Genomic DNA, 23,638 nt, shown 5'->3' on the forward strand with positions numbered 1-23,638 from the left:
GGCTTGCTCGCGAAGAGGCCAGAGTGTTCACCTCAGATCCCGCAGAGCTGCCGCAACAGCCCGGTATCCAGATGCTTCTCCACCAGATCCGCCAGCCGCTCGATATCACGCTCGCGCAAGGCGTGGTAATCCACGGCTTGCACATCCTGCAACCCGGCCCAGCGCAGCAGCGCACTGCACGCCGCCGGCGATTCGAACAGCCCGTGCAGGTAGGTACCGAAAATCTGTCCGTCAGCACTTTGCGCACCATCGCAGCGGCCGTCATCCAGTTGCACGGCCGCATTTTCCAGGGCCGGCCCGGTGGTCACGCCTGCGTGAATCTCATAACCCGCCACCGGCGCATCTTCCAGCGCCAGGCGACCACGCACATTGCGCAACTGCTTCTCTTGTTCGAGCTGGGTCTGGAACGCCAGCAGCCCCAAACCGGCGCTGGAACCCGGCGCGCCTTCGAGGCCCAGCGGGTCATGCACTTGCTCACCGAGCATCTGCAGGCCGCCACAGATCCCCAGCAGTTTCCCGCCGTAACGCAGGTGCCGGACTATGGCGGTGTCCCAGCCGTTGGCCCGCAGATACGCGAGGTCGCTGCGCACACTTTTCGAACCGGGAAGAATGATCAGGTCGGCGGGTGGAATCGCGTGGCCGGGGCCGATGAATTGCAGGTCCACTTGCGGATGTAGGCGCAGCGGATCGAAATCGGTGTGATTGCTGATGCGCGGCAGCACCGGCACCACCACCTTCAGCACCTGTTCGGCTTTGACAGTCTGGCGTTGATCGATGCCGTCCTCGGCCTCCAGGTGCAGGTCCATCACGTACGGCAGCACGCCGATCACCGGTTTGCCGGTGCGCTCTTCGAGCCAGTCGAGACCGGGTTGCAGCAACGCGATGTCGCCGCGAAAACGATTGATCACGAACCCTTTGACCCGTGCCTGTTCGCTCGCTGACAGCAACTCCAGTGTACCGACCAAATGCGCGAAAACCCCGCCGCGATTGATATCGGCGATCAGCAGCACCGGGCAATCCACCGCTTCGGCGAAGCCCATGTTGGCGATGTCGCCGGCGCGCAGATTGATTTCCGCCGGCGAGCCCGCGCCCTCGACCATCACCAGCGGATACGCCGCACTCAAGCGTTCGTGGGAGGCCAGCACCGCTTGCATGGCGATGGTTTTGTAGTCGTGATAGGCAACGGCGTTCATGGTGGTGACGGCGCGGCCATGGATGATCACCTGGGCACCGGTGTCACTGTTGGGCTTGAGCAACACCGGATTCATGTCGGTGTGCGGTTCAAGGTTCGCGGCCTGGGCTTGTACCGCCTGGGCGCGGCCGATCTCGCCACCATCGGCGGTCACCGCACTGTTGAGGGCCATGTTCTGCGGCTTGAACGGCACCACCCGGGCGCCCTGGCGCGTGGCCCAACGGCACAGCGCGGTCACCAGCGTGCTTTTACCGGCATCCGATGTGGTGCCCTGCACCATCAGCGTGGTCATTGGTTTTCCTTGGCGAAAGCTTCGAATGCCTGCGCCAGTCGTGCCCAGGCGCTGTCGTCACCGGGCAAGCCGAAGCGCAGGCTGCTGTTGTGCGTGAACAACCGCAGGAGAATGCCGCGCTGGGCCATGAATTCATGCAGCTCTTCGGCGCGCTCGGTGATCAGCCACTGGAACAGCGCACAACCGCCCTGGGGCTGGAACCCGTGATGTTCCAGCAGCGTCGCCAGGCGTTCGCCGGCCTCGTCGGTGCGTGCCCGTTGCCGCGCCTGCCCCTGGGTATCGCGCAAGCAGGCCTGGCCCACGACCCGGGTTGCCCCGCTCACAGCCCACGGCCCGACTTGTTCTGCCAGCAACTTGAGCAACTTGCGCTCGGCCAGCACAAACCCCAGGCGCACACCGGCCAGGCCAAAAAACTTGCCGAAGGAGCGCAAGACGATCAACCCGACTTGATGGGCAAACGGCGCCAGGCTCAGTTGCGGCGTGTTATCCATGAACGCTTCGTCCACCACCAGCCAGCCACCGCGCTGGGCCAGTCGCGCGTGCCAGTCGAGCAGGCGAGCGGGCGTCAGGCTCAGGCCCGTGGGATTATTCGGATTGACCACCACCAGCACGTCGAGACTGTCGACAAAGAAATCGACTTCGTGCTCCAGCACTTCACGCACGATGTAGCCGTTGCGACGCCACGCTTCGGCGTGCTCGGCGTAACACGGCGACAGCACACCCACCTTGCCCGCCCGACGCAATCGCGGCAGCAGCTGGATCGCCATTTGCGAGCCGGCCACCGGCAATGCCTGCAAGGTGCCGTAGTAATCACAGGCGGCCTGTTCCAGACCATCGTCCGCCTCCGGCAAACGAGCCCAGGCCCGCAGCGGAATATCCGGCACCGGGAACGGCCAGGGCGCAAGGCCCGTCGACAGGTCCAGCCAGTCGGCCTCCTCTATGCCGTATTCGAGCGCTGCCTTGCGCAATCGTCCACCGTGCTCAAGCATAAAATTCGGCCCCTATGCAGAGAATCAGCAGCCATAACCATACCCCGCGCTGCACCAGTTGCCAGCCCCGCTCAATGGCGTCGGCATCCGCCGGCACGCCTTCGCCCAACTGCGGACGCTGATGCAATTCGCCGTGATAAATCGCCGCCCCGCCCAACTCGACGCCCAGGGCACCGGCCCCTGCCGCCATCACCGGGCCGGCGTTCGGACTGTCCCAGGTCGGCCCCTGGGTGCGCCAGCATTTCAGCGCCAGCCGGGTTTTGCCCAGCAGCGCGTAAGTCAGTGCCACCAGGCGCGCGGGGACGTAATTGAGTACGTCGTCGATCTTCGCCGCCGCCCAGCCGAACCGCTCGAAGCGCTCGTTGCGATAACCCCACATCGCATCCAGCGTGTTGCTCAGGCGGTAAAGAACCACGCCCGGCACACCGGCCACGGCAAACCAGAACAATGCGGCGAACACCGCGTCGCTGCCATTTTCCAGCACCGACTCGGTGGCGGCACGGGCGACTTCGGTTTTATCCAGATCACTGGTTTTACGGCTGACCAGATAACTCACGCGTTTGCGTGCCTCATCAAGATCATCGCCGCGCAAAGCCTGGGCCACAGGCGTGACGTGTTCACCGAGGCTGCGCATGCCGAGGGCGCAATAGAGCGCGAGAATCTCGACGATCCAGCCGACGTAAGGTGCCCAGGAGAATGCCGTGGCCAACAGCACCAGCGGCAACACGGCGATCACCCACGCGGTGACGCCATGGCTGCGCCAGCCGCGACCGCCGCCGTTGAAACGTTGCTCGATGCGGTCGGCAAATCGGCCGAACGCCACCAGCGGATGCCAGCGTTTGGGCTCACCCAGCAGCGCATCCAGCGCAACCGCGGCGACACTCAACAACGCCACACTCATTGACTCACTCCCCAATAATTTTCGTACAGCAATTCATGTAGCGGACGCGCCTGCGCCCAGCCTTCAAGCACCAGCATCGGCGCCGGATAAAACTCCTTGACCGGCCCCAGGCACAGCACCGCGAGCGGTTTTGCGCCTGCTGGCAACCTCAACAGATCGGCCAGGGCTTGCGGCTCGAACAGCGACACCCAGCCCATGCCCAACCCTTCGGCGCGCGATGCCAGCCACAGGTTCTGGATCGCACAGGACAGCGAGGCCATGTCCATTTCCGGCAAGGTGCGGCGACCGAAGATATGCTGTTCACGGTCGTCCATCAGTGCGGCGACCAGTACCTCGGCGCAATCGTTGATGCCTTCGACCTTGAGCTTCATGAACTCATCGCTGCGCTCGCCGAGGGCTTCGGCGGTGCGGATGCGCTCTTCTTCCACCAGGGCCTGGATTTGCCCGCGCAAGGCGCGATCACTGATGCGGATGAAGCGCCAGGGCTGCATCAGGCCGACACTGGGCGCCTGATGCGCGGCCTCGAGCAGGCGCCGCAGCAACTCGGGTTCGACCGTGCCGCCGCTGAAGTGGCGCATGTCGCGGCGTTCGGCGATGACGCGGTAGACCGCTTGGCGTTCGGCTTCAGAGAATGCGTTGTCGCTCATGGCCTCTTCGCGAGCAAGCCCGCTCCCACAGGGTTTAGGTGATCCTTCGTAGGCGCTGGCTTGCCAGCGAAGGCGGCCTCAAGGTGCGGCGCAAACAGCGCGGCAATCGCCGAGGGATTGGACGGAAAATAAAAGTGCACATAAGAGGCAGTCATGCGCCCTTCACGGTAAACCGCCTCCGCTCCGCGCCCGCCATTCGGGCTCAAGCCCCGGGCAATCGGTTCCAGCCCAGTGGTTGTCAGCGAATGGTGATAGGTGTGCCCGCGCAGCGAACCTTCCGGCAATTCCACCGCTTGCAATGCCAGCGCCGCCAGACGTTTTTGCATGACCGCGTCACCGGCCAGCAAGCCCACCAGTTCGGCGCGCGTGCCCTCGACATCGGTCAGGGAATCGAGCAGATACAGCATGCCGCCACACTCGGCGAGCAAGGGTTTGCCTGCCTGGTGGTGGGCGCGGATCGCGTCGAGCATCGCGGTGTTTTGCGCCAGCGCGACATGGTGCAGTTCCGGGTAACCACCCGGCAGATACAGGCTGTCCGCCTCCGGCAACGCACGATCGCGAATAGGCGAGAAGAACGACAACTCGGCGCCCATCGCCCGCAGCAAATCCAGGCTCGCGCCGTAGGTGAACGCAAAGGCTTCATCACGGGCCACGGCAATGCGCACACCGGCCAGCAACGGTTCGGCAACGATGACATCCGGGGCGGCGAACTCGACTGCCGGCGGCAACGCGACCTCGCAACTGCTGGCCAAGGCATCGGCTGCCGCATCGAGGCGCAGGTCGAGATCGTTCAACTCACTGGCCTGCACCAGGCCAAGGTGGCGGCTCGGCAATTCGATCCCGGTTTCCCGGGACAGCGCGCCGTACCAGCGCAAACCTTCGGTCAGGCTGCCTTCGAGCAGTTGCGCGTGGCGCAGCGTGCCGACACGATTGGCCAACACCCCGGCGAACGGCAAGTCCGGCTGATAACGCGCCAGCCCCAAGGCGAGTGCGCCAAAGGTCTGGGCCATGGCCGTGCCATCGATCACACCCAACACCGGCACACCGAAATGCCGCGCCAGATCAGCGCTCGACGGCGTACCGTCGAACAGCCCCATGACGCCTTCGATCAGGATCAGATCGGCTTCAGCGGCGGCTTCCCATAGCAACCGGCGACTCTCCTGCTCGCCGACCATCCACATGTCCAACTGATACACCGGCGCACCGCTGGCGCGTTCGAGGATCATCGGATCGAGAAAGTCGGGGCCGCACTTGAACACGCGAACCTTGCGTCCCTGATTGCGATGCAATCGGGCCAGCGCCGCGGTGACGGTGGTCTTGCCCTGGCCGGAAGCCGGCGCGGCAATCAGTACCGCCGGACAGTGCCGAGGCTGACTCACAATTCGACGCCTTTCTGCGCTTTGATCCCGGCCTGGAAGGCGTGTTTGATCACACCCATTTCGGTGACGGTGTCAGCCATCTCGATCATTTCCGGCTTGGCGGCACGCCCGGTGACCACCACATGTTGCATCGGCGGCCGGGCCTGCAAGTCGCTGAGTACCTGATCGAGATCGAGGTAGCCGTGCTTGAGGGCGATGTTCAGCTCATCCAGCACCACCAGACCGATGGACGGGTCGCGCAGCAGTTCCCGGGACACCGCCCAGGCGGCTTCGGCGGCGGCGATGTCGCGCTGGCGGTCCTGGGTTTCCCAGGTAAAGCCTTCGCCCATCACATGAAAACGCACCTGCTCGGGAAAGCGCCGGAAGAACAACTCTTCGCCCGTGCTGTTGCGGCCCTTGATGAACTGCACCACGCCGCATTGCATGCCGTGCCCCATGGCGCGGGCGAGCATGCCGAAGGCTGAACTGCTCTTGCCCTTGCCGTTGCCGGTCAGCACCAGTAGCAGGCCACACTCGTTCGGGGAATTGGCGATGCGCTCGTCGATCACCGCTTTTTTGCGCTGCATGCGCGCCAGGTGGCGTTCGTCACGATCGGGGGTATCAGTCATGGGGGAGCTCTCCGTTGAGGCAGGAATAACGGCGGGCAGGCACAAGAATAGAAGGCAACAAGCCTGGCATCGCCCACCGTGATGCCGCTGGATGAATCAGGCCGGTCTCCGGGCTCATGAGTGGCCGAGGGGCCAGACTGTGCGCCTTCCCGCATCGAATCGACACAGTGGCATCACACACAGTTTTCACTCATTTACCGTTGCGGGGGCAGCGCCGGAATCGCGGGTCTTCGACCAACAGAAGAACTCACTCACCGGCTTCCCTGTTTCACTCTGTCGACCCAAGTCACAGAGCACCTGAAACAAGCCGCGAAGGTTAGAGGGTTGGGGATGGAGCGTCAATTAAAGCCGGGAGGCGAGTGGCCGAATAACTGTCCTCAATCAATAAACCGACGTCAATCTTGTGTCACGCCCTCAGCGATGATATCAAAGAGCCATAACCCCACAACACAATAACAAGGGTGAGCCCATGCAAGGCATGATCATCAGCAATCCAAAGCTGGAATTCCTGCGCCCGGTGCTCGAACGCTGGTTCGAATGCATCGACCGCTATAACGCCGTCCGCGGCGATGGCGACACACCGTACTGGCACGACGAAAAAGCCAATCTCGGCCTGCTGTCTGCCGCCGCCTGGATGGCCGACATGGTCACACTGCAACAGACGCCCACTCGCAAACAGACCGAAGAAGGCGAACGCAACAGTCGCGCCGACCTGCTCCTCGCCTCGGCCGAAACCCGTGCTTATCTCCAGACCAGCCAGCGCTGGCCACGCGTCAACAGCCTCAACCTGACCCAGGCCCTGCTCGACATCGCCAGCGATGCGAAGCGCGTGAGCCATGCCAGCGACCTGAAACTCGGCTGCCTGTTCGTCGCCCCGCAAAAAGCCCAGCAAGGCGCCACGCCGGAAGAACTCCAGGACATGGTCGACGACCTGCAAAAGGAACACACCTGCGCGGTCGCCTGGTATTTCCCCTACGCCTATCGCAAGTTGCGCAACGAAGCCGGTAACTATCACCCCGGTATTGCCGTGCTGTTCAAGGAGGCTCGCGGTTGAGGGTTGAACCATCGCACGTCAACGCTTCTCTATGATTAGAACAAGGCATTCATAGGGAACATCAGCATGCGCAAGATCCCGCTCGTTCTCGTTATCGCACTCTGCGGAGGGCTCACCGCTTGTGGCGAGACCTCCACACTGCAAGTCTCCGATGGCACCGGTCCGTCACCCCAACTACCGACCCCCAACAAAACCCTGATCCCGACCCTGAACATCGCCCCGGCCATCGGCTGGCCGCAGGGTGCGAAACCCGTCGCTGCCGCGGGCACTCAAGTGGCCGCATTTGCCGAAGACCTGGACCACCCGCGCTGGCTTTATGTGCTGCCCAATGGCGACGTACTGGTGGCGGAAACCAGCGCGCCCCCCAAACCCGAAGACGGCAAAGGCATTCGCGGCTGGGTGATGAAGAAAGTCATGGGGCGTGCCGGATCTACCGTGCCCAGCCCGAACCGCATCACGTTGCTACGGGACAAGGACCACGATGGCATCGCAGAAACCCGCACGGTGTTTGTGCAAAACCTCAACTCGCCCTTCGGCATGACGCTGGTCGGCAACGACCTGTATGTGGCCGACACTGACAGCCTGCTGCGCTTTCACTATGAAAGTGGCGATACGCAGATCAAGTCACCGCCAATCAAGGTGATCGACCTGCCGGGTGGCCCGCTTAACCACCACTGGACCAAAAACGTCATCGCCAGCAAGGACGGCAGCAAGCTCTACGTCACCGTGGGCTCCAACAGTAACGTCGCCGAAAACGGCATGGACAAGGAAGAAGGTCGCGCCGCGATCTGGGAAGTGGACCGCGCCACCGGCCAGCACCGGATCTTCGCCTCCGGCCTGCGCAACCCCAACGGCATGGCCTGGGAATCCCACACGGGCGCGCTGTGGACTGCCGTCAATGAACGGGATGAAATCGGTAGCGACCTGGTGCCGGACTACATCACCTCGGTCAAGGATGGCGGTTTCTATGGCTGGCCCTTCAGTTACTACGGCCAGCATGTCGATATTCGCGTCGAGCCACAAAACCCGGATCTGGTGGCCAAGGCTATCGCTCCGGACTACGCCGTCGGCCCGCATACCGCATCACTGGGCCTGACCTTTGCCGACAACAGCAAGCTGCCGGCACCGTTCACCCAAGGGGCATTCATCGGTCAGCACGGCTCGTGGAACCGCAAGCCCCACAGTGGCTACAAAGTGATTTTCGTACCGTTCAGCGCCGGCAAACCTTCGGGTAAACCGGTTGAAGTGCTCACCGGTTTCCTCAACGACAAGGAACAAGCCATGGGCCGGCCGGTGGGCGTGGTGATCGACCAGCAGGGTGATCTGTTGGTGGCCGATGATGTGGGGAACAAGGTATGGCGGGTGTCGGCAGTCAAGTAAATTTCCAACTGCCAACCTACACCCAATGTGGGAGCGGACTTGCTCGCGAATGCGGTTTGCCAGCCAACATTAATAGCGACTGACACGACGCCTTCGCGAGCAAGCCCGCTCCCACAGGGTTCAGCTCATGACCATCAACTGCGGACCTTACGGATTGCGCGCCAGATGCTCAGGCTGCAGAACACGCTTGGCGCTCAGATAGGCTTTTTGCCAATAGGTCTTGGACAGACTGTCGAGCTTCACGGTGCCGCCAGTGGCCGGTGCGTGGACGAAGCGCCCTTCTCCCACGTAGATACCGGCATGACTGACCTGGGAACCGCCATTGGTGGCGAAGAAAAGCAGGTCACCGGTTTGCAGGCCTTCCTTGCCCACATTCGCCGCCTGCATGGAGATCATCTCGCGAGTGGTGCGCGGCAAGGCAATGCCAGCGACATCGCGGTACACGTAGGCGATCAGGCCGCTGCAATCAAAGCCGGAATCCGGCGTGTTGCCACCCCAGCGATAAGGCGTGCCCACCAGGCCGAGCGCGCGAAACAGCACGTCTTCCGCCTCGGGCGAAAAAGCTTGCGGGGAGCCGAATACGATGGGAGCGCGAACCACCGGCGCAGGAGGCGGTGTGCGGCTGGCGCAGGCACTGAGCAGCGCTGCGAAGAACATGATTGCGAGGCGGGCCGACGTCGTCATAAGCAGAGCATCCTGATCTGGCTGCGGCTTTTTCTGCCGGGAGTGCAGAAAAGAAAACCGCCTGCGCGGGACGCAGGCGGTTTGCCATCATTCATACATCAGGATTCTAGCGCTTATATGGCAAACTTCAAGTAAGACTTTAAGTTTGCCTTACAAACTGTGCGCTTATTTGCGAGCAGTGACGATTGGCGACGCGTTAGGTGCCATTGCCAGGGCGCGCTTGGCTTCGATGAAGGTCTTGTTCCAGTAGCTGTCGCCCAGGCTATCGATCCGCACACCACCGCTGCGGCGGCTGCTGGAGTGGATGAACTGGTTGTCACCCAGGTAGATCCCGGCATGACTGACGCGACCGCGACGGCCGTTGGTTGCGAAGAACAGCAGGTCACCCGGCTCGAGCTTGCTGCGCGAGACCAATGGAGCGTCCACGTTGATCATTTCGCGGGTGGAGCGTGGCAGGTTCATGCCCGCTTCTTCGCGGAACAGGTAGCCGATGAAACCACTGCAATCGAAGCCGGCTTCAGAAGTACCGCCGAAACGGTAACGGGTACCGATCAGGGACATGCCACGTTCGAGGATGCTGTCGGCCAGAACCGGAAGCTGGTAGGACTTGCCGCCAGCGAAGTCTGCGAGTTCTTTTTCGGTAGCCAGCTCTTCCTGGAAGAGAGCGGAAGACTGGGCAGTAGCCGATTGTTGAACCTGCGGTTGCGGAGCTTGCTGGGCCACTGGAGTGTGGGCAGCGCAACCGAACAGCAGGGTGACGAGTGCGAGAGGCACGAGGGGTGCGAAGCGATTTAGCATGGGCACGACCGTGGCTGAAGTTGTAAAGAAGTCGAGACTATGCCCGCTATCGACCTCATTTGCAAATTCAATCAATCTTTTTGTGACTTCTTGGTTTCCCGTTTACATCTAAGCGCTTAAGCCCATTTTAAACGTGCACGCGGCCTGCAACCTTGCAGGAAAGCGCGATTTCTGGCGCCTGAAATATGCCAAAAACGCTGAAAGCCCCGGTTTCAGCGGGCTTACCAGCCGAGGGTTTCTTTCAAAAACGGGATCGTCAGCTTACGCTGAGCCTGGAGGGAGGCCTGGTCGAGACGCTCGAGCAGCTCGAAAAGCGCACTCATGCTGCGGGTACCGCGCGTCAAAATGAAATGCCCGACTTCATCGGTCAGATGCAGGCCGCGACGGGATGCGCGCAATTGCAGGGCACGCAATTTGTCCTCGTCGGACAACGGACGCATCTGGAAGATCAAGGCCAGGGTCAGGCGCGACTTGAGATCCGCCAGCTTCACCGGCAGCTCGCGCGGGGATGTCGACGCGGCAATCAGCAACCGTCGACCGCTGTCGCGCAAGCGATTGAACAGATGGAACAACGCCTCTTCCCAGTCCGCTCGCCCGGCAACCACTTGCAAATCATCCAGGCAGACCAGTTCGTACTGTTCCAGGTTGTCGAGGATTTCGATACCGCGATCGAGCAACTCGGCCAACGGCAGATAGACCGCCGGCTCCCCCAGTTGTTCGAAGCGCAAGCAGGCTGCCTGCAACAGGTGCGTGCGCCCTACTCCGTCCTTGCCCCAGAGGTAGATCAGGCTTTCGGTCCACCCGGCGTCGGCTTCGCACAGCCGCTCGACATAGCCGAGTGCAGCGGCATTGGCGCCTGGGTAGTAGTTGATAAAGGTGGCGTCGTCACGCAGACGCACACCTAGGGGCAGCTGAATCGGTTTCATGCTGACTGAACAGTTCCAAAGGAACCGTTAGTGGCCTCTGTGTAAAGTTTGCGAAGTTTATACCCGTGAGCCGGGTCGGCACAATGCGACAGACCACAAGCAAAATCAAAGGTTTGCGTTATTGCACCGGTTTTATGACAGATTCTTTGGCGGTGCATGTGACAGTTGCGCGATGCAGGCAGGCTGACCCGGCTCGAACCCGGGCAACCCGCGACCGCCCATCGACGCCCCTTACAGCTCCGGTTCGTCGACTCCGCCGTAGATTTCAGAATCCTTATACAAATCATGCACATGACGCACCAGCACCATGATCACCGCCGCGACCGGCAATGCCAGTAGCACACCGGTAAAGCCAAACAGCTCACCACCGGCCAGAATCGAGAAAATCACCGCCACCGGGTGCAGGCCAATCCGGTCACCGACCAGCAACGGCGTCAGCACCATACCCTCCAGCGCCTGGCCGACCATGAACACCGCGACAATCCCGAGCATCGGGTAAAGATCGCCGCCGAACTGGAACAGGCCCGCAACCAGCGCCGCGCCAATGCCAATGATAAACCCCATGTACGGCACGATCGCCGCCAGACCGGCAATCAGGCCAATCAACAAACCCAGCTCCAGCCCGACCAGCATCAGCCCTGCCGCGTAGATCACGCCCAAGGCCACCATCACCAGCAACTGCCCGCGAACGAACGCCCCGAGCACTTCATGGCACTCACCCGCCAGCGACACCGCACGCTCTTCACGCTCACGGGGCAGCAGGCCGCGGATCTTGGCCATCATCAGGTCCCAATCGCGCAGCAAGTAGAAGCTCACCACCGGAATCAACACCAGATTCGCCAGCCAGCCGATCAACGCCAGGCCCGAGGCAGTGGCATGGCTCAGCACCACGCCGACGACATCGGTGGTCTGACTCATGTGCTCGCTGATGGCGGCCTTCAGCTTGTCGAACTTCCAGAAACCGTCCGACAGGCCGAACTTCGATTGCGCCCAGGGCAACGCCGTGTGCTGTATCCAGTCGAGCATCTGCGGGGCCAGCTCATACAAACGAAACAGCTGCCTGGCGAGCAGCGGCACCAACACCAACAGCAGCGCGGTGAAGATCAAGGTAAACAGGGTAAACACCGCCACTACACCCCAGGTTCGAGACAAACCCGCCTTCTCCAGTCGATCCACCAGCGGGTCGAACAGGTAGGCCAACAGCAGCGCCACCAGAAACGGTGTCAGGATCGGATGCAACAACCAGACAAACACACAAAGCAGGACCACCCCACCGAGCCAGAACCAACGCCGCGTATCGGCCATGAACCACTCCATTGCTTCTATATAAAGAAAGAAAAACTACCAGCGAAAACGCAACTGCGGTGTCGGGGCTGGCACCGGGGCTGCTACGGCAGCACCACCGGCGGCGGGCTGAACCGGCGCTGCCGGAGCCGGTGCCTGACCTGCTGGCGTTTCCTGCAACCTCGCCAGCGACAGTTGTGCACGTAGCTGGTCGACGCTGCCATTGACCCGATAGACGATCCGGTCGCCGTCGACACTTTGCACGCGCCCGCCAAAGGGTTCCAGCAAGCGCCCAAGGGACGCATAGTGCTCAAGATTCATGCCTTGCACTTCCAGCAACTGCGCACTCGAAGCACCAGGCTTGGCGACGAACCGCGGCGCCAGGGTCTCGTTGACCGCCAGCATCACCGCATCGGCCACGGCAGCCTGATCGGCGCCCTGCACACTGCCGGTCTCTTTTTTATCCCCCAGCCACAATTGCCACTTGGCTTGCCATTGGCCACCCTCTTCCTTGGCGTGTACCGCAAGCAGAGCATCGGCGTTGTACCGCTCCGAGGCCGCATGCAATGGCGCCGGATCTGCACCCTCCAGATTCGGCGCAGTCGCGACGATCTGCTCGTTCAGGTCCGCCAATGGCAAGCGCAATGGCAAGCCACGGTGTTGAGCAGCCCGCCGCAGCGGCACCGCGCTGGCCTGGCCGTCGCCGATCAGGCTGGATCCCTCGGTGGAATCGTTCAGCCACCAGCCGAGGATCGACGGCCGATTCGCCCCCCACAAGGCCAGGCCGGCGCGGCGCATGGCCTGCTCGGTGGTGCCAGGATCGAAATCGACTTTAAGGACTTCCGGCGGCCCGGCTTCAAAGCCATATTGGCTGATGATCTGTTGCGGATCTTTGCGAATCGCTGCCAGCCCCGGACTTTGAGCGGCCTTGGGATCACCGGTCAGGCGCAACACCAAGGTATCCAACGCACGCTGGGTCGCCTGATCGCGTTCCTCGGGCGACTGGCCATTCACCGGCTCGCGCACCTGATAAAGGCCTTTGACGGTTTCGGCATGACTGACCAGGCTGACCACGGACAAACAACTCACAAGCAAGAATTTACAAAAACGCATGGAAGATTCCTGACGACAAGAGCGGCTGGAACAGACCGCATGAAGACGATCGAGCAAGGCTGTGACCATTGCCCGACGCAAAACATTCACACGTCCCGGGTAAGTTTTCGCACTGTCATAACGATAGACGGTTAATCGCGATACCTTATACAGCCATGCAGGATGCCACCAACACCGCGCCTCAACGGTTTTTTTTGAGCAGATATGGCCCTGCTGTCGGCCTGAGGATGGCCGCTGCGGCTCAAGCCTGATAAAATCGCGCGCCTTCGCAGACCGGCAACAGCCGGGCACCCTCGAAATTCGCGTGAGGCAATCGCCTTCGTCGATTTCGGCGGCCCCGCTGAACTCGGTCGTTACCCCTGAATCCCCCCTAAAGGCCTGGATCATGAGCAAGCAACCCTCCCTGAGCTACAAGGACGCCGGTGTAGACATCGACGCCGGTGAAGCATTGGTCGAACGCATCAAGAGCGTCGCCAAGCGCACTGCGCGCCCGGAAGTCATGGGCGGCCTGGGCGGTTTCGGCGCCCTCTGCGAAATCCCGGCCGGCTACAAGCAGCCTGTGCTGGTTTCCGGTACTGACGGCGTCGGCACCAAGCTGCGCCTGGCACTGAACCTGAACAAGCACGACAGCATCGGCATCGACCTGGTTGCCATGTGCGTCAACGACCTGGTGGTGTGCGGCGCCGAGCCGCTGTTCTTCCTCGACTACTACGCTACCGGCAAACTCAACGTCGAAACCGCGACCCAGGTCGTGACCGGCATCGGCGCTGGCTGCGAACTGTCGGGTTGCTCCCTGGTTGGCGGCGAAACCGCTGAAATGCCAGGCATGTACGAAGGCGAAGACTACGACCTGGCCGGCTTCTGCGTCGGCGTCGTGGAAAAATCCGAAATCATCGACGGTTCCAAGGTTGCTGCCGGCGATGCCCTGCTCGCCTTGCCGTCTTCCGGCCCGCACTCCAACGGCTACTCGCTGATCCGCAAGATCATCGAAGTGTCCGGCGCGGACATCGAAAACACCCAGCTCGACGGCAAGCCGCTGACCGACCTGCTGATGGCCCCGACCCGCATCTACGTGAAGCCGCTGCTCAAGCTGATCAAGGAAACCGGCGCTGTCAAAGCCATGGCCCACATCACCGGTGGCGGCCTGCTGGACAACATCCCGCGCGTTCTGCCAAAAGGCGCACAAGCCGTGGTTGACGTCGCGAGCTGGACCCGTCCTGCCGTGTTCGACTGGCTGCAAGAGAAAGGCAACGTCGACGAAAACGAAATGCACCGCGTGCTGAACTGCGGCGTCGGCATGGTCATCTGCGTCGCTCAAGAGCACGTTGAAACCGCGCTGAATGTACTGCGTGAAGCCGGCGAGCAGCCTTGGGTCATCGGCCAGATCTCCACCGCTGCCGAAGGCGCGGCTCAGGTTGAACTGAAGAACCTCAAGGCTCATTGATGTCTCAGACCTGTGATGTGGTGGTGCTGTTGTCCGGCACCGGCAGTAACTTGCAGGCCCTGATCGACAGCACGCGGACCGGCGACAGCCCGGTCCGCATCGCCGCGGTGATTTCCAACCGCGCCGACGCCTACGGCCTGCAACGCGCCAGGGACGCGGGTATCGACACCCGCACCCTGGATCACAAGGCTTTCGAAGGTCGCGAGGCCTTCGACGCCGCGCTGATCGAACTGATCGACGCCTTCAACCCCAAACTCGTGGTACTGGCCGGATTCATGCGCATTCTCAGCGCTGGCTTCGTACGCCACTACCAGGGTCGCCTGCTCAATATCCATCCCTCGCTGCTACCCAAATACAAAGGGTTACACACTCATCAGCGCGCGCTGGAGGCCGGCGACACCGAGCACGGCTGCTCCGTGCATTTCGTCACCGAGGAACTCGATGGCGGACCACTGGTCGTACAGGCTGTAATACCGGTAGAGTTACAGGATTCGCCGCAGAGTCTGGCGCAGCGGGTCCATGTTCAGGAACACCTGATCTACCCGTTGGCCGTACGCTGGTTTGCCGAAGGTCGTCTAGCCCTCGGCGAGCAAGGTGCTTTACTGGATGGACAGATACTCGCGGCCAGCGGCCACTTGATTCGAAACTAGGAGATTTTATGCGTCGCGCCCTGCTCTTCGCTTGCGCTCTGCTCGCCTTGCCCTTCGCCCAGGCGGCAGACCTTCAACCCTTCTCCGCCAGCTACACCGCCGACTGGAAACAGCTGCCCATGAGCGGCACCGCCGAGCGCAGCCTGGAAAAAACCAGCGACGGTAAATGGAAACTGAGTTTCAAGGCGTCGATGATGATCGCCAGCCTGTCCGAGGAAAGCACCCTGACCCTGGACAAGGACACGCTGCTTCCAGAGTCCTACCACTTTGAACGTGGCGGCTTGGGCAAGGCGAAGAAATCGGACCTGGATTTCGACTGGAACACCAAGATGATCACCGGCACTGATCGCGGTGACGCCGTCAAGCTCCCCCTCAACCGTGGCATGGTCGACAAATCCACCTACCAGTTGGCGCTGCAACACGATGTCGCCGCTGGCAAGAAGACCATGAGCTATCAAGTGGTCGACGGCGGCGAAGTCGACACTTATGACTTCCGCGTATTGGGTTCGGAAAAAGTCGACACCAAGGCTGGCCAGATCGATGCGATCAAGGTTGAGCGCGTGCGCGACCCAACGCAAAGCAAACGCATCACCGTGATGTGGTTCGCCAAGGACTGGGATTACCTGCTGGTCCGCCTGCAACAGGTCGAAAACGACGGCAAGGAGTACAACATCATGCTCCTGGACGGCACGGTCAACGGTAAGGCTGTCAAAGGCAGCTGATCCGGATCGACACAAAAAGCCCCGCCATCGCGGGGCTTTTTTTCACCTGTCATTCAGATCGAAAACCGCGCCACCAGGGTATTCAGGTCTACCGCCAGGCGCGACAACTCCTGACTCGCCGCGCTGGTCTGGCTGGCTCCGGCCGAGCTCTGTTGCGCCAGGTCACGGATGTTCATCAAGTTGCGGTCCACTTCCCGCGCCACCGCCGCCTGCTCCTCCGACGCACTGGCAATCACGATGTTGCGTTCATTGATCACGGTGAATGCCGAGGCGATATCTTCCAGGGCAACGCCCGCCGCTTTCGCAACCTCCAGCGTTGAACGCGCCCGGGTGTTGCTCTGCTGCATCGAGCTGACAGCCAGATCGGTTCCCTGCTGGATACCGGTAATCATCTGCTCGATTTCCCGGGTCGATTGCTGGGTGCGATGCGCCAGGGCCCGCACCTCATCGGCCACCACCGCAAACCCGCGCCCGGCTTCCCCGGCTCGCGCGGCTTCGATTGCCGCGTTCAAGGCCAGCAAGTTGGTCTGCTCGGCAATCGCACGAATCACGTCCAGCACGGTAGTGATGCCGTACACCTTCTGCGCCAGGTCTTCGACCTGAGTGACGTTGGTGGTGACGTCTTCAGCCAGCGACTCGATCGACAGCACCGTTTGGTGCACCTGTTCGCGACCGTGCCGGGCAATGCGGTCGGACTCACGCGATGCTTGCGACGTTGCCGCGGCATTGCTCGCCACCTCCTCCACGGCAGCGGTCATCTGGTTGACCGCCGTGGCCGCCTGCTCGATCTCCAGGCTCTGCTGATGCAAACCGCGAGTGGCGTCTTCCGTGACGCAGCTGAGTTCCTCCGAAGCCGAGGCCAATTGATTGGAGGAATCGGATATACGCCGGATGGTTTCACGCAAACTCTGTTGCATGCTCTTGAGCGCGTGCAGTAGCCGCGCAGGTTCATCCTTGCCGCAAATGCTGATCGCTGCCGTGAGGTCGCCGCCTGCTACCACCTCGGCCACTTTCAACGACTGCGACAGCGGCAATACGATGCTGCGGGTCAGCAGCAGTGCCAGGCCAATGGTGATCAGCGCGGTCACACCGATCATCACCCCGACCCAGATCCGCGACTGGTTGAACACCAGGCGTCCCGCGTCGGTTGCCAGATTGGCGTTGTGCCTGTTGAGTTCCACCAGCTCCCTGAGGGTGACCGTGATTTCATCAGCCAACGGATTCATCTCACCGTTGAGGATGGCTGCAGCCTCTTCCACCCGTCCCTGGGTCGCCTGGGCCATCACCTGAGTCTGAAACTGCAGATACTTGCCCTCGGCAGCCTTGAACCGGTCGAACAATAGACGCTCCTGCGGCAGCACGATCAGCTTGTCGTAGCGTTGCTGGGCCTCTTCGAGAACACTTTTGAGTTCGTTGATCTTGTTGACGTTCTGCGCCTGCGCCTGCGACTCGCGATTGATCAGCAGACGCATGGTCAATGCCCGCAGCCGCAGCATGTCCTGGCTCATATCCCCGACCGCCATCACACTGGGCAGCCAGTTGTCATCGACCTGATCGGACTGCGCCCGCATGTTCGACATTTGCAGCAGGGCGAACGCCCCCAGGGCAAAAACCATCAACGCCAACAGGCCAAAACCGAGACTCGCGCGCGGCGCAATATTGAGACTTCTGATACTCATTCCCCTGGTTCCTTCCAAAAGCGCTGCGTCAGGCAGCTGGTTCTTTAGACGGTATCGGACTGTTGAAAATTTGCGTAAGACGAAAAAGTGATATCAAAACACCATCACTGCTACGGTAACGATTCAGCGAAAAGTCCCACCCGTACAAGAAAACCGGAACGCACATCCGGCACCATGCTCTATACCTTCAAGGTCTTTTTTTGATCGAATTAATGTCCTGTTGCTTGCGAGGTTTGCCATGACCGTTACCGTCAACACTGTCTCCGCCGAAGGTTTGCGCCACAGCGTCCAAATCGATGACCATGAACTCTTCGCCGACGCGCCCGTCACGGCCGGCGGTGAAGGCTCGGCGCCGGAGCCTCACGATTATTTCGATGCCGCGCTGGGTGCCTGCAAAGCCCTGACCCTGAAAATGTATGCGAGGAAGAAAGACATCCCGTTGACCGGAGTCGGCGTCGAGGTCAAGCGCGACAACAGCCTGGAGCAGAAAGGCCAGTACGTGCTTCACGTCAAACTGACCCTCAAGGGCGTACTCACCGACGCCCAGCGCGAAGAACTGCACCGCGTGGCCGATCGTTGCCCGATCCACAAGCTGATGACCACGTCTGAAGTCAGCATCGAAACGCATTTGTCCGAAGGACCGTTCAGCCAATAGCGGCACGGGCTGAAAAGGCGGGTTATGCTCGAACGCATCTCCCGCTCAGCCTGGAACGCACCATGAACACTCCGCTCGTGATCCGCCCCCGCACCGAAGATGTCGAAGGCCAACCGATTCTGCGCCCATTGCCATCCGCCAAGTGCCGCAGTGTCGGGCCATTCGTGTTTTTCGACCACATGCTGGAAACCCGTTACCCACCGGGCAAGGGTATGAACATTCGCCAGCATCCACACATTGGCCTGTCCACCCTCACCTACCTGTTCCAGGGGCAAATCCAGCACAAGGACAGCCTCGGCTCCGATCAAGTGGTCGGGACTGGCGATGTCAGCTGGATGACGGCCGGCAGCGCCATCGCCCACGTCGAACGCACGCCCGCGGCCCTGAAAGAAAGCGGTTTCACGATGCACGGCTTGCAGATCTGGCTGGCATCGCCCAAGGACAAAGAACAAGGTCCCGGGCATTACAGCCACCATCCAGCGGCCACCTTGCCGGTCAGCGAAAACCTGGGGGTGAAGATTCGCATGATCGCCGGGTCAGGCTTTTGCCTGGAATCACCAGTGCCGGTGCTGTCTCCTACGCTGTACGCGGAACTGCACCTGCAAACGGCGACGACATTACTCATCCCCACCGAGCATGAAGAACGGGCGCTGTATGTGTTGAGCGGTGACGTGCAACTGGATGGCGAGCCGCTTCAGCCGCATTCGCTGGTGGTGCTGCCTGCCGGGGAAGAAATGACTCTGTTTGCTGAAAGCGACAGTCACGCCGTGCTGTTTGGCGGCGCTGCGCTGGACGGACCACGGCGGATCAACTGGAATTTTGTCGCGAGCGATCCGGCGGCGATTGATGAAGCACGCCGGCGCTGGGCGGCCGGGGATTGGCCGACGGTGCCGGGGGAAGTTGAGAGGATCGAATTGCCCTGAGGTTTTGGTTGCCTATGGAACCGCCTTCGCGAGCAAGCCCGCTCTCACATTGGAACGCGATCAAATGTGGGAGCGGGCTTGCTCGCGAAGAGGCCGGCTCAGGCACCGGCAAAGTCGATGCCTGACACCAGATCAACCCTTGAACACTTCATCCAGCAGGTTATGCATCGAAGTGAACGCCCGGGCAGCGACCTTGGCGTCGTACATCATCATCCCCGGCACATTCGCATGCGGGTCGGTGAACGAGTGGAACGCACCGCCGTAACTCAGCAATTGCCAGTCGACACCGGCCGCGTTCATTTCATCCTCGAACGCTGGCAACTGCTCCTTCGGCACCAGTGGATCGGAAGCGCCGTGCAGTACCAGCACCTTACCCTTGATGTTTTTCGCATCAGCCGGGTTCGGCGTATCCAGCGTGCCGTGGAACGACACCGCGGCCTTCACTGGCGCGCCGGTACGGGCGAACTCCAGGGCACAGCAACCGCCGAAGCAGAAACCGTAGGTCGCCAGCTTCGACGTATCCACTGCCGCCTCGCCCTGACCCTGCAACTGCTCGAATGCCACCTGCATGCGCTTGCGCAGCAACGCACGGTCATTCTTCAACGGCATCATTGCCGCGCCCGCCTCGTCATTGTTCGTCGGGCGAACCACTTGACCATAAAGGTCCGCGATCAGCACCACATAGCCTTTGGCTGCCACGGACTTGGCGATCTCCTCGGCACCGGCGCTGACGCCCATCCAGTTCGGCGCCATCAACAAACCCGGACGCGGGCCTTTATGGTCGGCGTCGAAGGCCAGACGGCTTTCGTAAGCCTGGCCATCAATCTGATAGGCAACGGAACGTACAGTGATTTGGCTCATTTCTGACTCCTGATTTTTAAACACCAGAATGAAAAAACCCGCCGAAGCGGGTTTTTCTACAACACAGTTAAGCCGACAACTCGACCAACAGCTTGTTCAGACGGCGCACATAGGCCGCCGGGTCTTTCAAGCTGTCACCGGCCGCCAGGGCCGCCTGATCGAAGAGGATGTGCGACAGGTCGCCGAAGCGCTCGTCGCTCTGCTCGTTGTCGAGCTTCTCGATCAGCGGGTGAGCCGGGTTGAATTCGAAGATCGGCTTCGAATCAGGAACCTTCTGACCGCTGGCTTCCAGGATCTGGCGCATCTGCAAGCCAAGGTCCTGCTCGCCGATGGCCAGGATCGCCGGGGAATCGGTCAGGCGATGGGACACCCGGACTTCCGCAACGGATTCGCCCAGCGCGGCCTTCAGACGCTCGACCAGACCTTCTTTGGCCTTGGCGACTTCTTCCGCGGCTTTCTTGTCCTCTTCCGAGTCCAGGTTGCCCAGGTCCAGGTCACCGCGCGCCACGTCGACGAAGCTCTTGCCGTCGAAATCGCTAAGGTAGCTCATCAGCCACTCGTCGATGCGGTCGGTCAGCAGCAGCACTTCGATGCCTTTCTTGCGGAAGACTTCCAGGTGCGGGCTGTTTTTGACTTGGGCGTAGGTTTCGCCAGTCAGGTAGTAGATCTTGTCCTGACCTTCCTTGGCACGCGCCAGGTACTCGGTCAGGCCGACAACCTGCTCGCCATCGTCGCCGTTGGTCGATGCGAAACGCAGCAGACCGGCGATTTTTTCCTTGTTGGCGAAATCTTCTGCCGGGCCTTCTTTCATGACCTGACCGAAGTTTTTCCAGAAGCCCTTATATTGCTCTGGCTCGTTCTTTGCCAGTTTTTCCAGCATGTCCAGAACGCGCTTGGTCAGCGCCGATTTCATCGAGTCGATGATCGGGTCTTTCTGCAGGATTTCCCGCGACACGTTCAGCGACAGGTCATTGGAGTCGACCACGCCTTTGATGAAGCGCAGGTACAGCGGCAGGAAGGACTCGGCCTGATCCATGACGAACACACGCTGTACGTACAGCTTCAGGCCTTTCGGCGCTTCACGCTGGTACAGGTCGAACGGAGCGCGGGTCGGCACGTACAGCAGCGAGCTGTATTCGAGCTTGCCTTCGACCTTGTTGTGGCTCCAGCTCAGCGGGTTGTCGAAATCGTGGGCGATGTGCTTGTAGAACTCCTGGTATTCCTCGTCCTTGATCTCGGTACGCGGACGGGTCCACAAAGCGCTGGCGCGATTGACGGTTTCCCATTCAACGGCCGGTTGCTCTTCGCCTTCAGCGGCTGCCACTTCTTTCGGCAACTCGATCGGCAAGGCGATGTGGTCGGAGTACTTCTTGATGATGTTACGCAGGCGCCAGCCATCGGCAAATTCGTCTTCGCCGGATTTCAGGTGCAGGACGATGCGAGTGCCGCGGTCGGCCTTGTCGACGGTCGCAACTTCGAAATCACCTTCGCCCTTGGACGACCAGTGCACGCCTTCGCTGGCTGAGGCGCCGGCACGACGGCTGTACACGTCGACTTTATCGGCGACGATGAACGCGGAGTAGAAACCGACACCGAACTGGCCAATCAGGTGCGAGTCTTTCTTCTGGTCGCCGCTCAGGTGTTTCATGAAATCGGCGGTGCCGGACTTGGCGATGGTACCCAGGTGGGTGATCGCGTCTTCGCGGCTCATGCCGATACCGTTGTCTTCGAGGGTGACGGTTTTAGCGTCCTTGTCGAAGCTCACGCGGATTTTCAGTTCGGCGCCACCTTCCAGCAGCTCTGGCTTGGCCAGGGCTTCGAAACGTAACTTGTCGACAGCGTCAGAGGCGTTCGAGATCAATTCGCGAAGGAAAATTTCCTTGTTGGAATACAGCGAATGGATCATGAGGTGCAGCAGTTGCTTCACCTCGGTCTGGAAGCCCAGGGTTTCCTTTTGAGTTTCCACACTCATGGTCATCAAACTCCAATCAGATGGCATTGGCCGTGACCTTGAGCGGTCGGCGGCGGGTTGTCATCTGAGTTTGGGGCTGAGTTCAGGATTTCAAGGGCTCTTCGAGTTTGAAATGGGCACGGGCAGTGGCAATGGGCTCGGCTTCGGTGCTTTGCCAGGCGGTAATCGCCACGTTGGCGACCCGGCGACCCTGGCGCCAGACCTGGCATCGGGCCCAGGTATCGCGAAACTGCCCGGCACGCAGGTAGTCCAGAGAGAAGTCGATAATCTTCGGCACCCCGGGCGACCCGGTAAACACCAACAGGTGCAACGCGGCGGCCAATTCCATGAAACCGGCGATCACACCGCCATGAATAGCCGGTAACAAAGGGTTTCCAATGTTGTCCTTGTTCGCTGGCAGCTTGAACAGCAACTCATCTCCCACCCGTGAACATTCGACGCCGATCAGCCGGGCATAGGGAATCAAATCCAGCAGCGAGGCGTAATCGCCCTGCTCGTGGGCCTTTTGCAGTTGGTCCTTCAAAGACTCGCTCATTGCGCCCCTCCGGCTACCACCCCACCAAAGCCCTTGGTGCCTTTGATGCCCTTGCCCATGCGCATGAAAGTGCCCATGACATGGGCAATGGGTTGCCCGGGGTCGTCCTGATAGGCGAAGCCTCGGGCAAAAATCACGTCGGTGGTGACCCGATAGCACTGGGCAAAACCATAGACATCCTTATGTGGCTCGGCGGCGTGCATGTAGTCGATGCGCAGGTCGAGGGTCGGGCAGACTTCAAACTCAGGGAGTACGCAGAGCGTCGCCATGCCACAGGCGGTGTCCATCAGCGAGGTCAGCGCCCCGCCATGAATCACGCCGGTTTCGGGATTGCCGACGATCTGCGGGCTATACGGCAGCACGACCGTCAGCCCTTCGCTGCTGGCGCTGTGAACGCTTAGTCCAAGTACCTGACAATGTCGCAGCGCCGACAGAAAGCGCGTCGCACGCTCAAAAATGGGGTTTTCAGCCATTTGATAAACACTCTTGTTTATACCCATACCGTACGTTGGCGGATCGGGTAAAAGTTCCGCATTAGAATAAAACTTATATATCTGAAAGAATTAAGGAACTTAACCCTGATGCGTGGGTTCTTAAGGCCAGTAGATGCTTTTCATCAGGAGAAACACCCCATGCGTAAGACTTTAGCTATTGCCTTGATGTTGACCGCTTCCCTCGGTCTCGCTGCCTGCGATAAAAAATCCGAGGACAAAGCTCAAGATGCTGCCAAACATGCTGAGCAAGCTCAGCAAGACATGAGCAAAGCTCAGGATAAAGTGAACGACGCCGCGAAAGAAAACGCCGAAGCCGCCAAAGATCAGGCTGAATCGAACGCGGAAGCGGCAAAAGAGGCCGCACCGGCCGCTCCAACTGCTCCGGAAGCACCTAAGAACTAATACGGTTTTTAGAGTGGCAAAAGAAAACCCGCCAAGTGCGGGTTTTCTTTTGTC

24 protein-coding genes, 1 pseudogene and 1 riboswitch are annotated in these 23,638 nt (G+C 60.7%); of the genes and pseudogenes, 8 read left to right on the forward strand and 17 right to left on the reverse strand.

Features of this window, described 5'->3' with window-relative positions; genetic code table 11:
- Nucleotides 1-32: 32 nt before the first annotated feature.
- From KGA88_RS18445 to cobO, 6 genes are read right to left on the reverse strand one after another with little or no spacing between them, the layout of a single operon-like run.
- On the reverse strand, nt 33-1,484 hold the full coding sequence (locus KGA88_RS18445) for a cobyric acid synthase (protein ID WP_223593345.1): 1,452 nt from the start codon (nt 1,482-1,484) through the stop codon (nt 33-35).
- Nucleotides 1,481-2,473, reverse strand: a complete 993-nt coding sequence (gene cobD / locus KGA88_RS18450) for a threonine-phosphate decarboxylase CobD (protein WP_223593347.1) — start codon at nt 2,471-2,473, stop codon at nt 1,481-1,483. The genes KGA88_RS18445 and cobD overlap by 4 nt, the downstream gene beginning before the upstream one ends.
- A complete protein-coding gene (gene cbiB / locus KGA88_RS18455) occupies nt 2,466-3,374 on the reverse strand; it encodes an adenosylcobinamide-phosphate synthase CbiB (RefSeq protein ID WP_110661464.1) in 909 nt (302 codons plus the stop codon). Before cbiB ends, cobD begins: the two co-directional genes overlap by 8 nt.
- On the reverse strand, nt 3,371-4,021 hold the full coding sequence (gene bluB, locus KGA88_RS18460; RefSeq protein ID WP_223593350.1) for a 5,6-dimethylbenzimidazole synthase: 651 nt from the start codon (nt 4,019-4,021) through the stop codon (nt 3,371-3,373). The genes cbiB and bluB overlap by 4 nt, the downstream gene beginning before the upstream one ends.
- Nucleotides 4,018-5,400, reverse strand: coding sequence for a cobyrinate a,c-diamide synthase (locus KGA88_RS18465; RefSeq protein ID WP_110661988.1), 1,383 nt, complete (start codon nt 5,398-5,400; stop codon nt 4,018-4,020). The genes bluB and KGA88_RS18465 overlap by 4 nt, the downstream gene beginning before the upstream one ends.
- A complete protein-coding gene (gene cobO / locus KGA88_RS18470; RefSeq protein ID WP_008049722.1) occupies nt 5,397-6,008 on the reverse strand; it encodes a cob(I)yrinic acid a,c-diamide adenosyltransferase in 612 nt (203 codons plus the stop codon). The genes KGA88_RS18465 and cobO overlap by 4 nt, the downstream gene beginning before the upstream one ends.
- Nucleotides 6,009-6,089: 81 nt before the next feature.
- Nucleotides 6,090-6,324, reverse strand: a riboswitch (cobalamin riboswitch).
- 153 nt (nt 6,325-6,477) lie between these two features.
- On the opposite strand from cobO, the gene KGA88_RS18475 reads away from it, so the two are divergent.
- The gene (locus tag KGA88_RS18475) at nt 6,478-7,062 is read left to right on the forward strand and encodes a hypothetical protein (RefSeq protein ID WP_110661989.1); all 585 of its coding nucleotides are present in this window, start codon (nt 6,478-6,480) and stop codon (nt 7,060-7,062) included.
- A gap of 66 nt (nt 7,063-7,128) precedes the next feature.
- Nucleotides 7,129-8,442: a PQQ-dependent sugar dehydrogenase gene (locus KGA88_RS18480; RefSeq protein ID WP_223593352.1), complete on the forward strand. Its 1,314-nt coding sequence runs from the start codon at nt 7,129-7,131 to the stop codon at nt 8,440-8,442.
- A 147-nt stretch (nt 8,443-8,589) separates the two neighbouring features.
- On the opposite strand, the gene KGA88_RS18485 is transcribed toward KGA88_RS18480, so the two are convergent.
- From KGA88_RS18485 to KGA88_RS18505, 5 genes are all read right to left on the reverse strand, one after another.
- Nucleotides 8,590-9,126 carry a C40 family peptidase gene (locus KGA88_RS18485; protein ID WP_110662246.1) on the reverse strand — a complete coding sequence of 179 codons (537 nt, stop codon included), beginning with the start codon at nt 9,124-9,126 and terminating at the stop codon, nt 8,590-8,592.
- Nucleotides 9,127-9,291: 165 nt separating this feature from the next.
- Entirely contained in the window at nt 9,292-9,924 is a 633-nt protein-coding gene (locus KGA88_RS18490) for a C40 family peptidase (RefSeq protein ID WP_110662247.1), read from the reverse strand.
- A 221-nt stretch (nt 9,925-10,145) separates the two neighbouring features.
- Complete coding sequence (gene hda, locus KGA88_RS18495; RefSeq protein WP_007984552.1) at nt 10,146-10,850, reverse strand: DnaA regulatory inactivator Hda; 705 nt, start codon at nt 10,848-10,850, stop codon at nt 10,146-10,148.
- Nucleotides 10,851-11,081: 231 nt separating this feature from the next.
- The gene (locus KGA88_RS18500; protein WP_110662248.1) at nt 11,082-12,155 is read right to left on the reverse strand and encodes an AI-2E family transporter; all 1,074 of its coding nucleotides are present in this window, start codon (nt 12,153-12,155) and stop codon (nt 11,082-11,084) included.
- Between the two features lie 36 nt (nt 12,156-12,191).
- Nucleotides 12,192-13,247 carry a DUF2066 domain-containing protein gene (locus KGA88_RS18505; RefSeq protein WP_223593354.1) on the reverse strand — a complete coding sequence of 352 codons (1,056 nt, stop codon included), beginning with the start codon at nt 13,245-13,247 and terminating at the stop codon, nt 12,192-12,194.
- Between the two features lie 385 nt (nt 13,248-13,632).
- Here KGA88_RS18505 and purM point away from each other — a divergent pair, with 385 nt between their 5' ends.
- From purM to KGA88_RS18520, 3 genes are read left to right on the forward strand one after another with little or no spacing between them, the layout of a single operon-like run.
- Complete coding sequence (purM, locus tag KGA88_RS18510; RefSeq protein ID WP_053156858.1) at nt 13,633-14,691, forward strand: phosphoribosylformylglycinamidine cyclo-ligase; 1,059 nt, start codon at nt 13,633-13,635, stop codon at nt 14,689-14,691.
- Nucleotides 14,691-15,341 (forward strand): phosphoribosylglycinamide formyltransferase, encoded by a 651-nt coding sequence (gene purN, locus KGA88_RS18515; protein ID WP_110659459.1) that lies wholly within the window; start codon nt 14,691-14,693, stop codon nt 15,339-15,341. Before purM ends, purN begins: the two co-directional genes overlap by 1 nt.
- A gap of 8 nt (nt 15,342-15,349) precedes the next feature.
- Nucleotides 15,350-16,063, forward strand: a complete 714-nt coding sequence (locus KGA88_RS18520) for a DUF3108 domain-containing protein (RefSeq protein WP_110659458.1) — start codon at nt 15,350-15,352, stop codon at nt 16,061-16,063.
- 53 nt (nt 16,064-16,116) lie between these two features.
- On the opposite strand, the gene KGA88_RS31790 is transcribed toward KGA88_RS18520, so the two are convergent.
- On the reverse strand, nt 16,117-16,980 hold the full coding sequence (locus KGA88_RS31790) for a methyl-accepting chemotaxis protein (protein WP_411740854.1): 864 nt from the start codon (nt 16,978-16,980) through the stop codon (nt 16,117-16,119).
- A pseudogene (locus tag KGA88_RS31795) lies at nt 16,972-17,742 on the reverse strand (MCP four helix bundle domain-containing protein); the annotation flags it as partial. The gene KGA88_RS31790 and the pseudogene KGA88_RS31795, both read right to left, overlap by 9 nt.
- Nucleotides 17,743-17,980: 238 nt before the next feature.
- On the opposite strand from KGA88_RS31795, the gene KGA88_RS18530 reads away from it, so the two are divergent.
- Together KGA88_RS18530 and KGA88_RS18535 are read left to right on the forward strand one after the other, a co-directional pair.
- Nucleotides 17,981-18,397: an OsmC family protein gene (locus KGA88_RS18530; protein WP_110659456.1), complete on the forward strand. Its 417-nt coding sequence runs from the start codon at nt 17,981-17,983 to the stop codon at nt 18,395-18,397.
- Nucleotides 18,398-18,459: 62 nt separating this feature from the next.
- On the forward strand, nt 18,460-19,320 hold the full coding sequence (locus tag KGA88_RS18535) for a pirin family protein (protein ID WP_223593357.1): 861 nt from the start codon (nt 18,460-18,462) through the stop codon (nt 19,318-19,320).
- A 132-nt stretch (nt 19,321-19,452) separates the two neighbouring features.
- On the opposite strand, the gene KGA88_RS18540 is transcribed toward KGA88_RS18535, so the two are convergent.
- The 4 genes from KGA88_RS18540 to KGA88_RS18555 form a co-directional block, all read right to left on the reverse strand.
- Nucleotides 19,453-20,181, reverse strand: a complete 729-nt coding sequence (locus KGA88_RS18540; protein WP_223593359.1) for a dienelactone hydrolase family protein — start codon at nt 20,179-20,181, stop codon at nt 19,453-19,455.
- Nucleotides 20,182-20,248: 67 nt separating this feature from the next.
- Complete coding sequence (htpG, locus tag KGA88_RS18545) at nt 20,249-22,153, reverse strand: molecular chaperone HtpG (RefSeq protein WP_223593362.1); 1,905 nt, start codon at nt 22,151-22,153, stop codon at nt 20,249-20,251.
- A gap of 82 nt (nt 22,154-22,235) precedes the next feature.
- Nucleotides 22,236-22,688 carry a PaaI family thioesterase gene (locus tag KGA88_RS18550; protein ID WP_110659453.1) on the reverse strand — a complete coding sequence of 151 codons (453 nt, stop codon included), beginning with the start codon at nt 22,686-22,688 and terminating at the stop codon, nt 22,236-22,238.
- Nucleotides 22,685-23,161, reverse strand: coding sequence for a PaaI family thioesterase (locus tag KGA88_RS18555; protein ID WP_110659452.1), 477 nt, complete (start codon nt 23,159-23,161; stop codon nt 22,685-22,687). Before KGA88_RS18555 ends, KGA88_RS18550 begins: the two co-directional genes overlap by 4 nt.
- A 159-nt stretch (nt 23,162-23,320) precedes the next feature.
- Here KGA88_RS18555 and KGA88_RS18560 point away from each other — a divergent pair, with 159 nt between their 5' ends.
- Nucleotides 23,321-23,584 carry a hypothetical protein gene (locus KGA88_RS18560; protein ID WP_110659451.1) on the forward strand — a complete coding sequence of 88 codons (264 nt, stop codon included), beginning with the start codon at nt 23,321-23,323 and terminating at the stop codon, nt 23,582-23,584.
- Nucleotides 23,585-23,638 lie beyond the last annotated feature (54 nt).

This window comes from Pseudomonas sp. A-R-19 (assembly GCF_019956575.1).
Classification (GTDB): Bacteria; Pseudomonadota; Gammaproteobacteria; order Pseudomonadales; family Pseudomonadaceae; genus Aquipseudomonas.

Coding starts and splice junctions, on each gene's coding strand:
- KGA88_RS18480 (WP_223593352.1), top strand. CDS start 7,129: ATGCGCAAGATCCCGCTCGTTCTCGTTATCGCACTCTGCGGAGGGCTC.
- hda (WP_007984552.1), bottom strand. CDS start 10,850: ATGAAACCGATTCAGCTGCCCCTAGGTGTGCGTCTGCGTGACGACGCC.
- KGA88_RS18475 (WP_110661989.1), top strand. CDS start 6,478: ATGCAAGGCATGATCATCAGCAATCCAAAGCTGGAATTCCTGCGCCCG.
- purM (WP_053156858.1), top strand. CDS start 13,633: ATGAGCAAGCAACCCTCCCTGAGCTACAAGGACGCCGGTGTAGACATC.
- cobO (WP_008049722.1), bottom strand. CDS start 6,008: ATGACTGATACCCCCGATCGTGACGAACGCCACCTGGCGCGCATGCAG.
- cobD (WP_223593347.1), bottom strand. CDS start 2,473: ATGCTTGAGCACGGTGGACGATTGCGCAAGGCAGCGCTCGAATACGGC.
- KGA88_RS18445 (WP_223593345.1), bottom strand. CDS start 1,484: ATGACCACGCTGATGGTGCAGGGCACCACATCGGATGCCGGTAAAAGC.
- KGA88_RS18505 (WP_223593354.1), bottom strand. CDS start 13,247: ATGCGTTTTTGTAAATTCTTGCTTGTGAGTTGTTTGTCCGTGGTCAGC.
- KGA88_RS18560 (WP_110659451.1), top strand. CDS start 23,321: ATGCGTAAGACTTTAGCTATTGCCTTGATGTTGACCGCTTCCCTCGGT.
- KGA88_RS31790 (WP_411740854.1), bottom strand. CDS start 16,980: ATGCAACAGAGTTTGCGTGAAACCATCCGGCGTATATCCGATTCCTCC.
- KGA88_RS18535 (WP_223593357.1), top strand. CDS start 18,460: ATGAACACTCCGCTCGTGATCCGCCCCCGCACCGAAGATGTCGAAGGC.
- KGA88_RS18500 (WP_110662248.1), bottom strand. CDS start 12,155: ATGGCCGATACGCGGCGTTGGTTCTGGCTCGGTGGGGTGGTCCTGCTT.
- cbiB (WP_110661464.1), bottom strand. CDS start 3,374: ATGAGTGTGGCGTTGTTGAGTGTCGCCGCGGTTGCGCTGGATGCGCTG.
- bluB (WP_223593350.1), bottom strand. CDS start 4,021: ATGAGCGACAACGCATTCTCTGAAGCCGAACGCCAAGCGGTCTACCGC.
- KGA88_RS18530 (WP_110659456.1), top strand. CDS start 17,981: ATGACCGTTACCGTCAACACTGTCTCCGCCGAAGGTTTGCGCCACAGC.
- KGA88_RS18555 (WP_110659452.1), bottom strand. CDS start 23,161: ATGGCTGAAAACCCCATTTTTGAGCGTGCGACGCGCTTTCTGTCGGCG.
- KGA88_RS18550 (WP_110659453.1), bottom strand. CDS start 22,688: ATGAGCGAGTCTTTGAAGGACCAACTGCAAAAGGCCCACGAGCAGGGC.
- KGA88_RS18485 (WP_110662246.1), bottom strand. CDS start 9,126: ATGACGACGTCGGCCCGCCTCGCAATCATGTTCTTCGCAGCGCTGCTC.
- purN (WP_110659459.1), top strand. CDS start 14,691: ATGTCTCAGACCTGTGATGTGGTGGTGCTGTTGTCCGGCACCGGCAGT.
- htpG (WP_223593362.1), bottom strand. CDS start 22,153: ATGAGTGTGGAAACTCAAAAGGAAACCCTGGGCTTCCAGACCGAGGTG.
- KGA88_RS18540 (WP_223593359.1), bottom strand. CDS start 20,181: ATGAGCCAAATCACTGTACGTTCCGTTGCCTATCAGATTGATGGCCAG.
- KGA88_RS18520 (WP_110659458.1), top strand. CDS start 15,350: ATGCGTCGCGCCCTGCTCTTCGCTTGCGCTCTGCTCGCCTTGCCCTTC.
- KGA88_RS18490 (WP_110662247.1), bottom strand. CDS start 9,924: ATGCTAAATCGCTTCGCACCCCTCGTGCCTCTCGCACTCGTCACCCTG.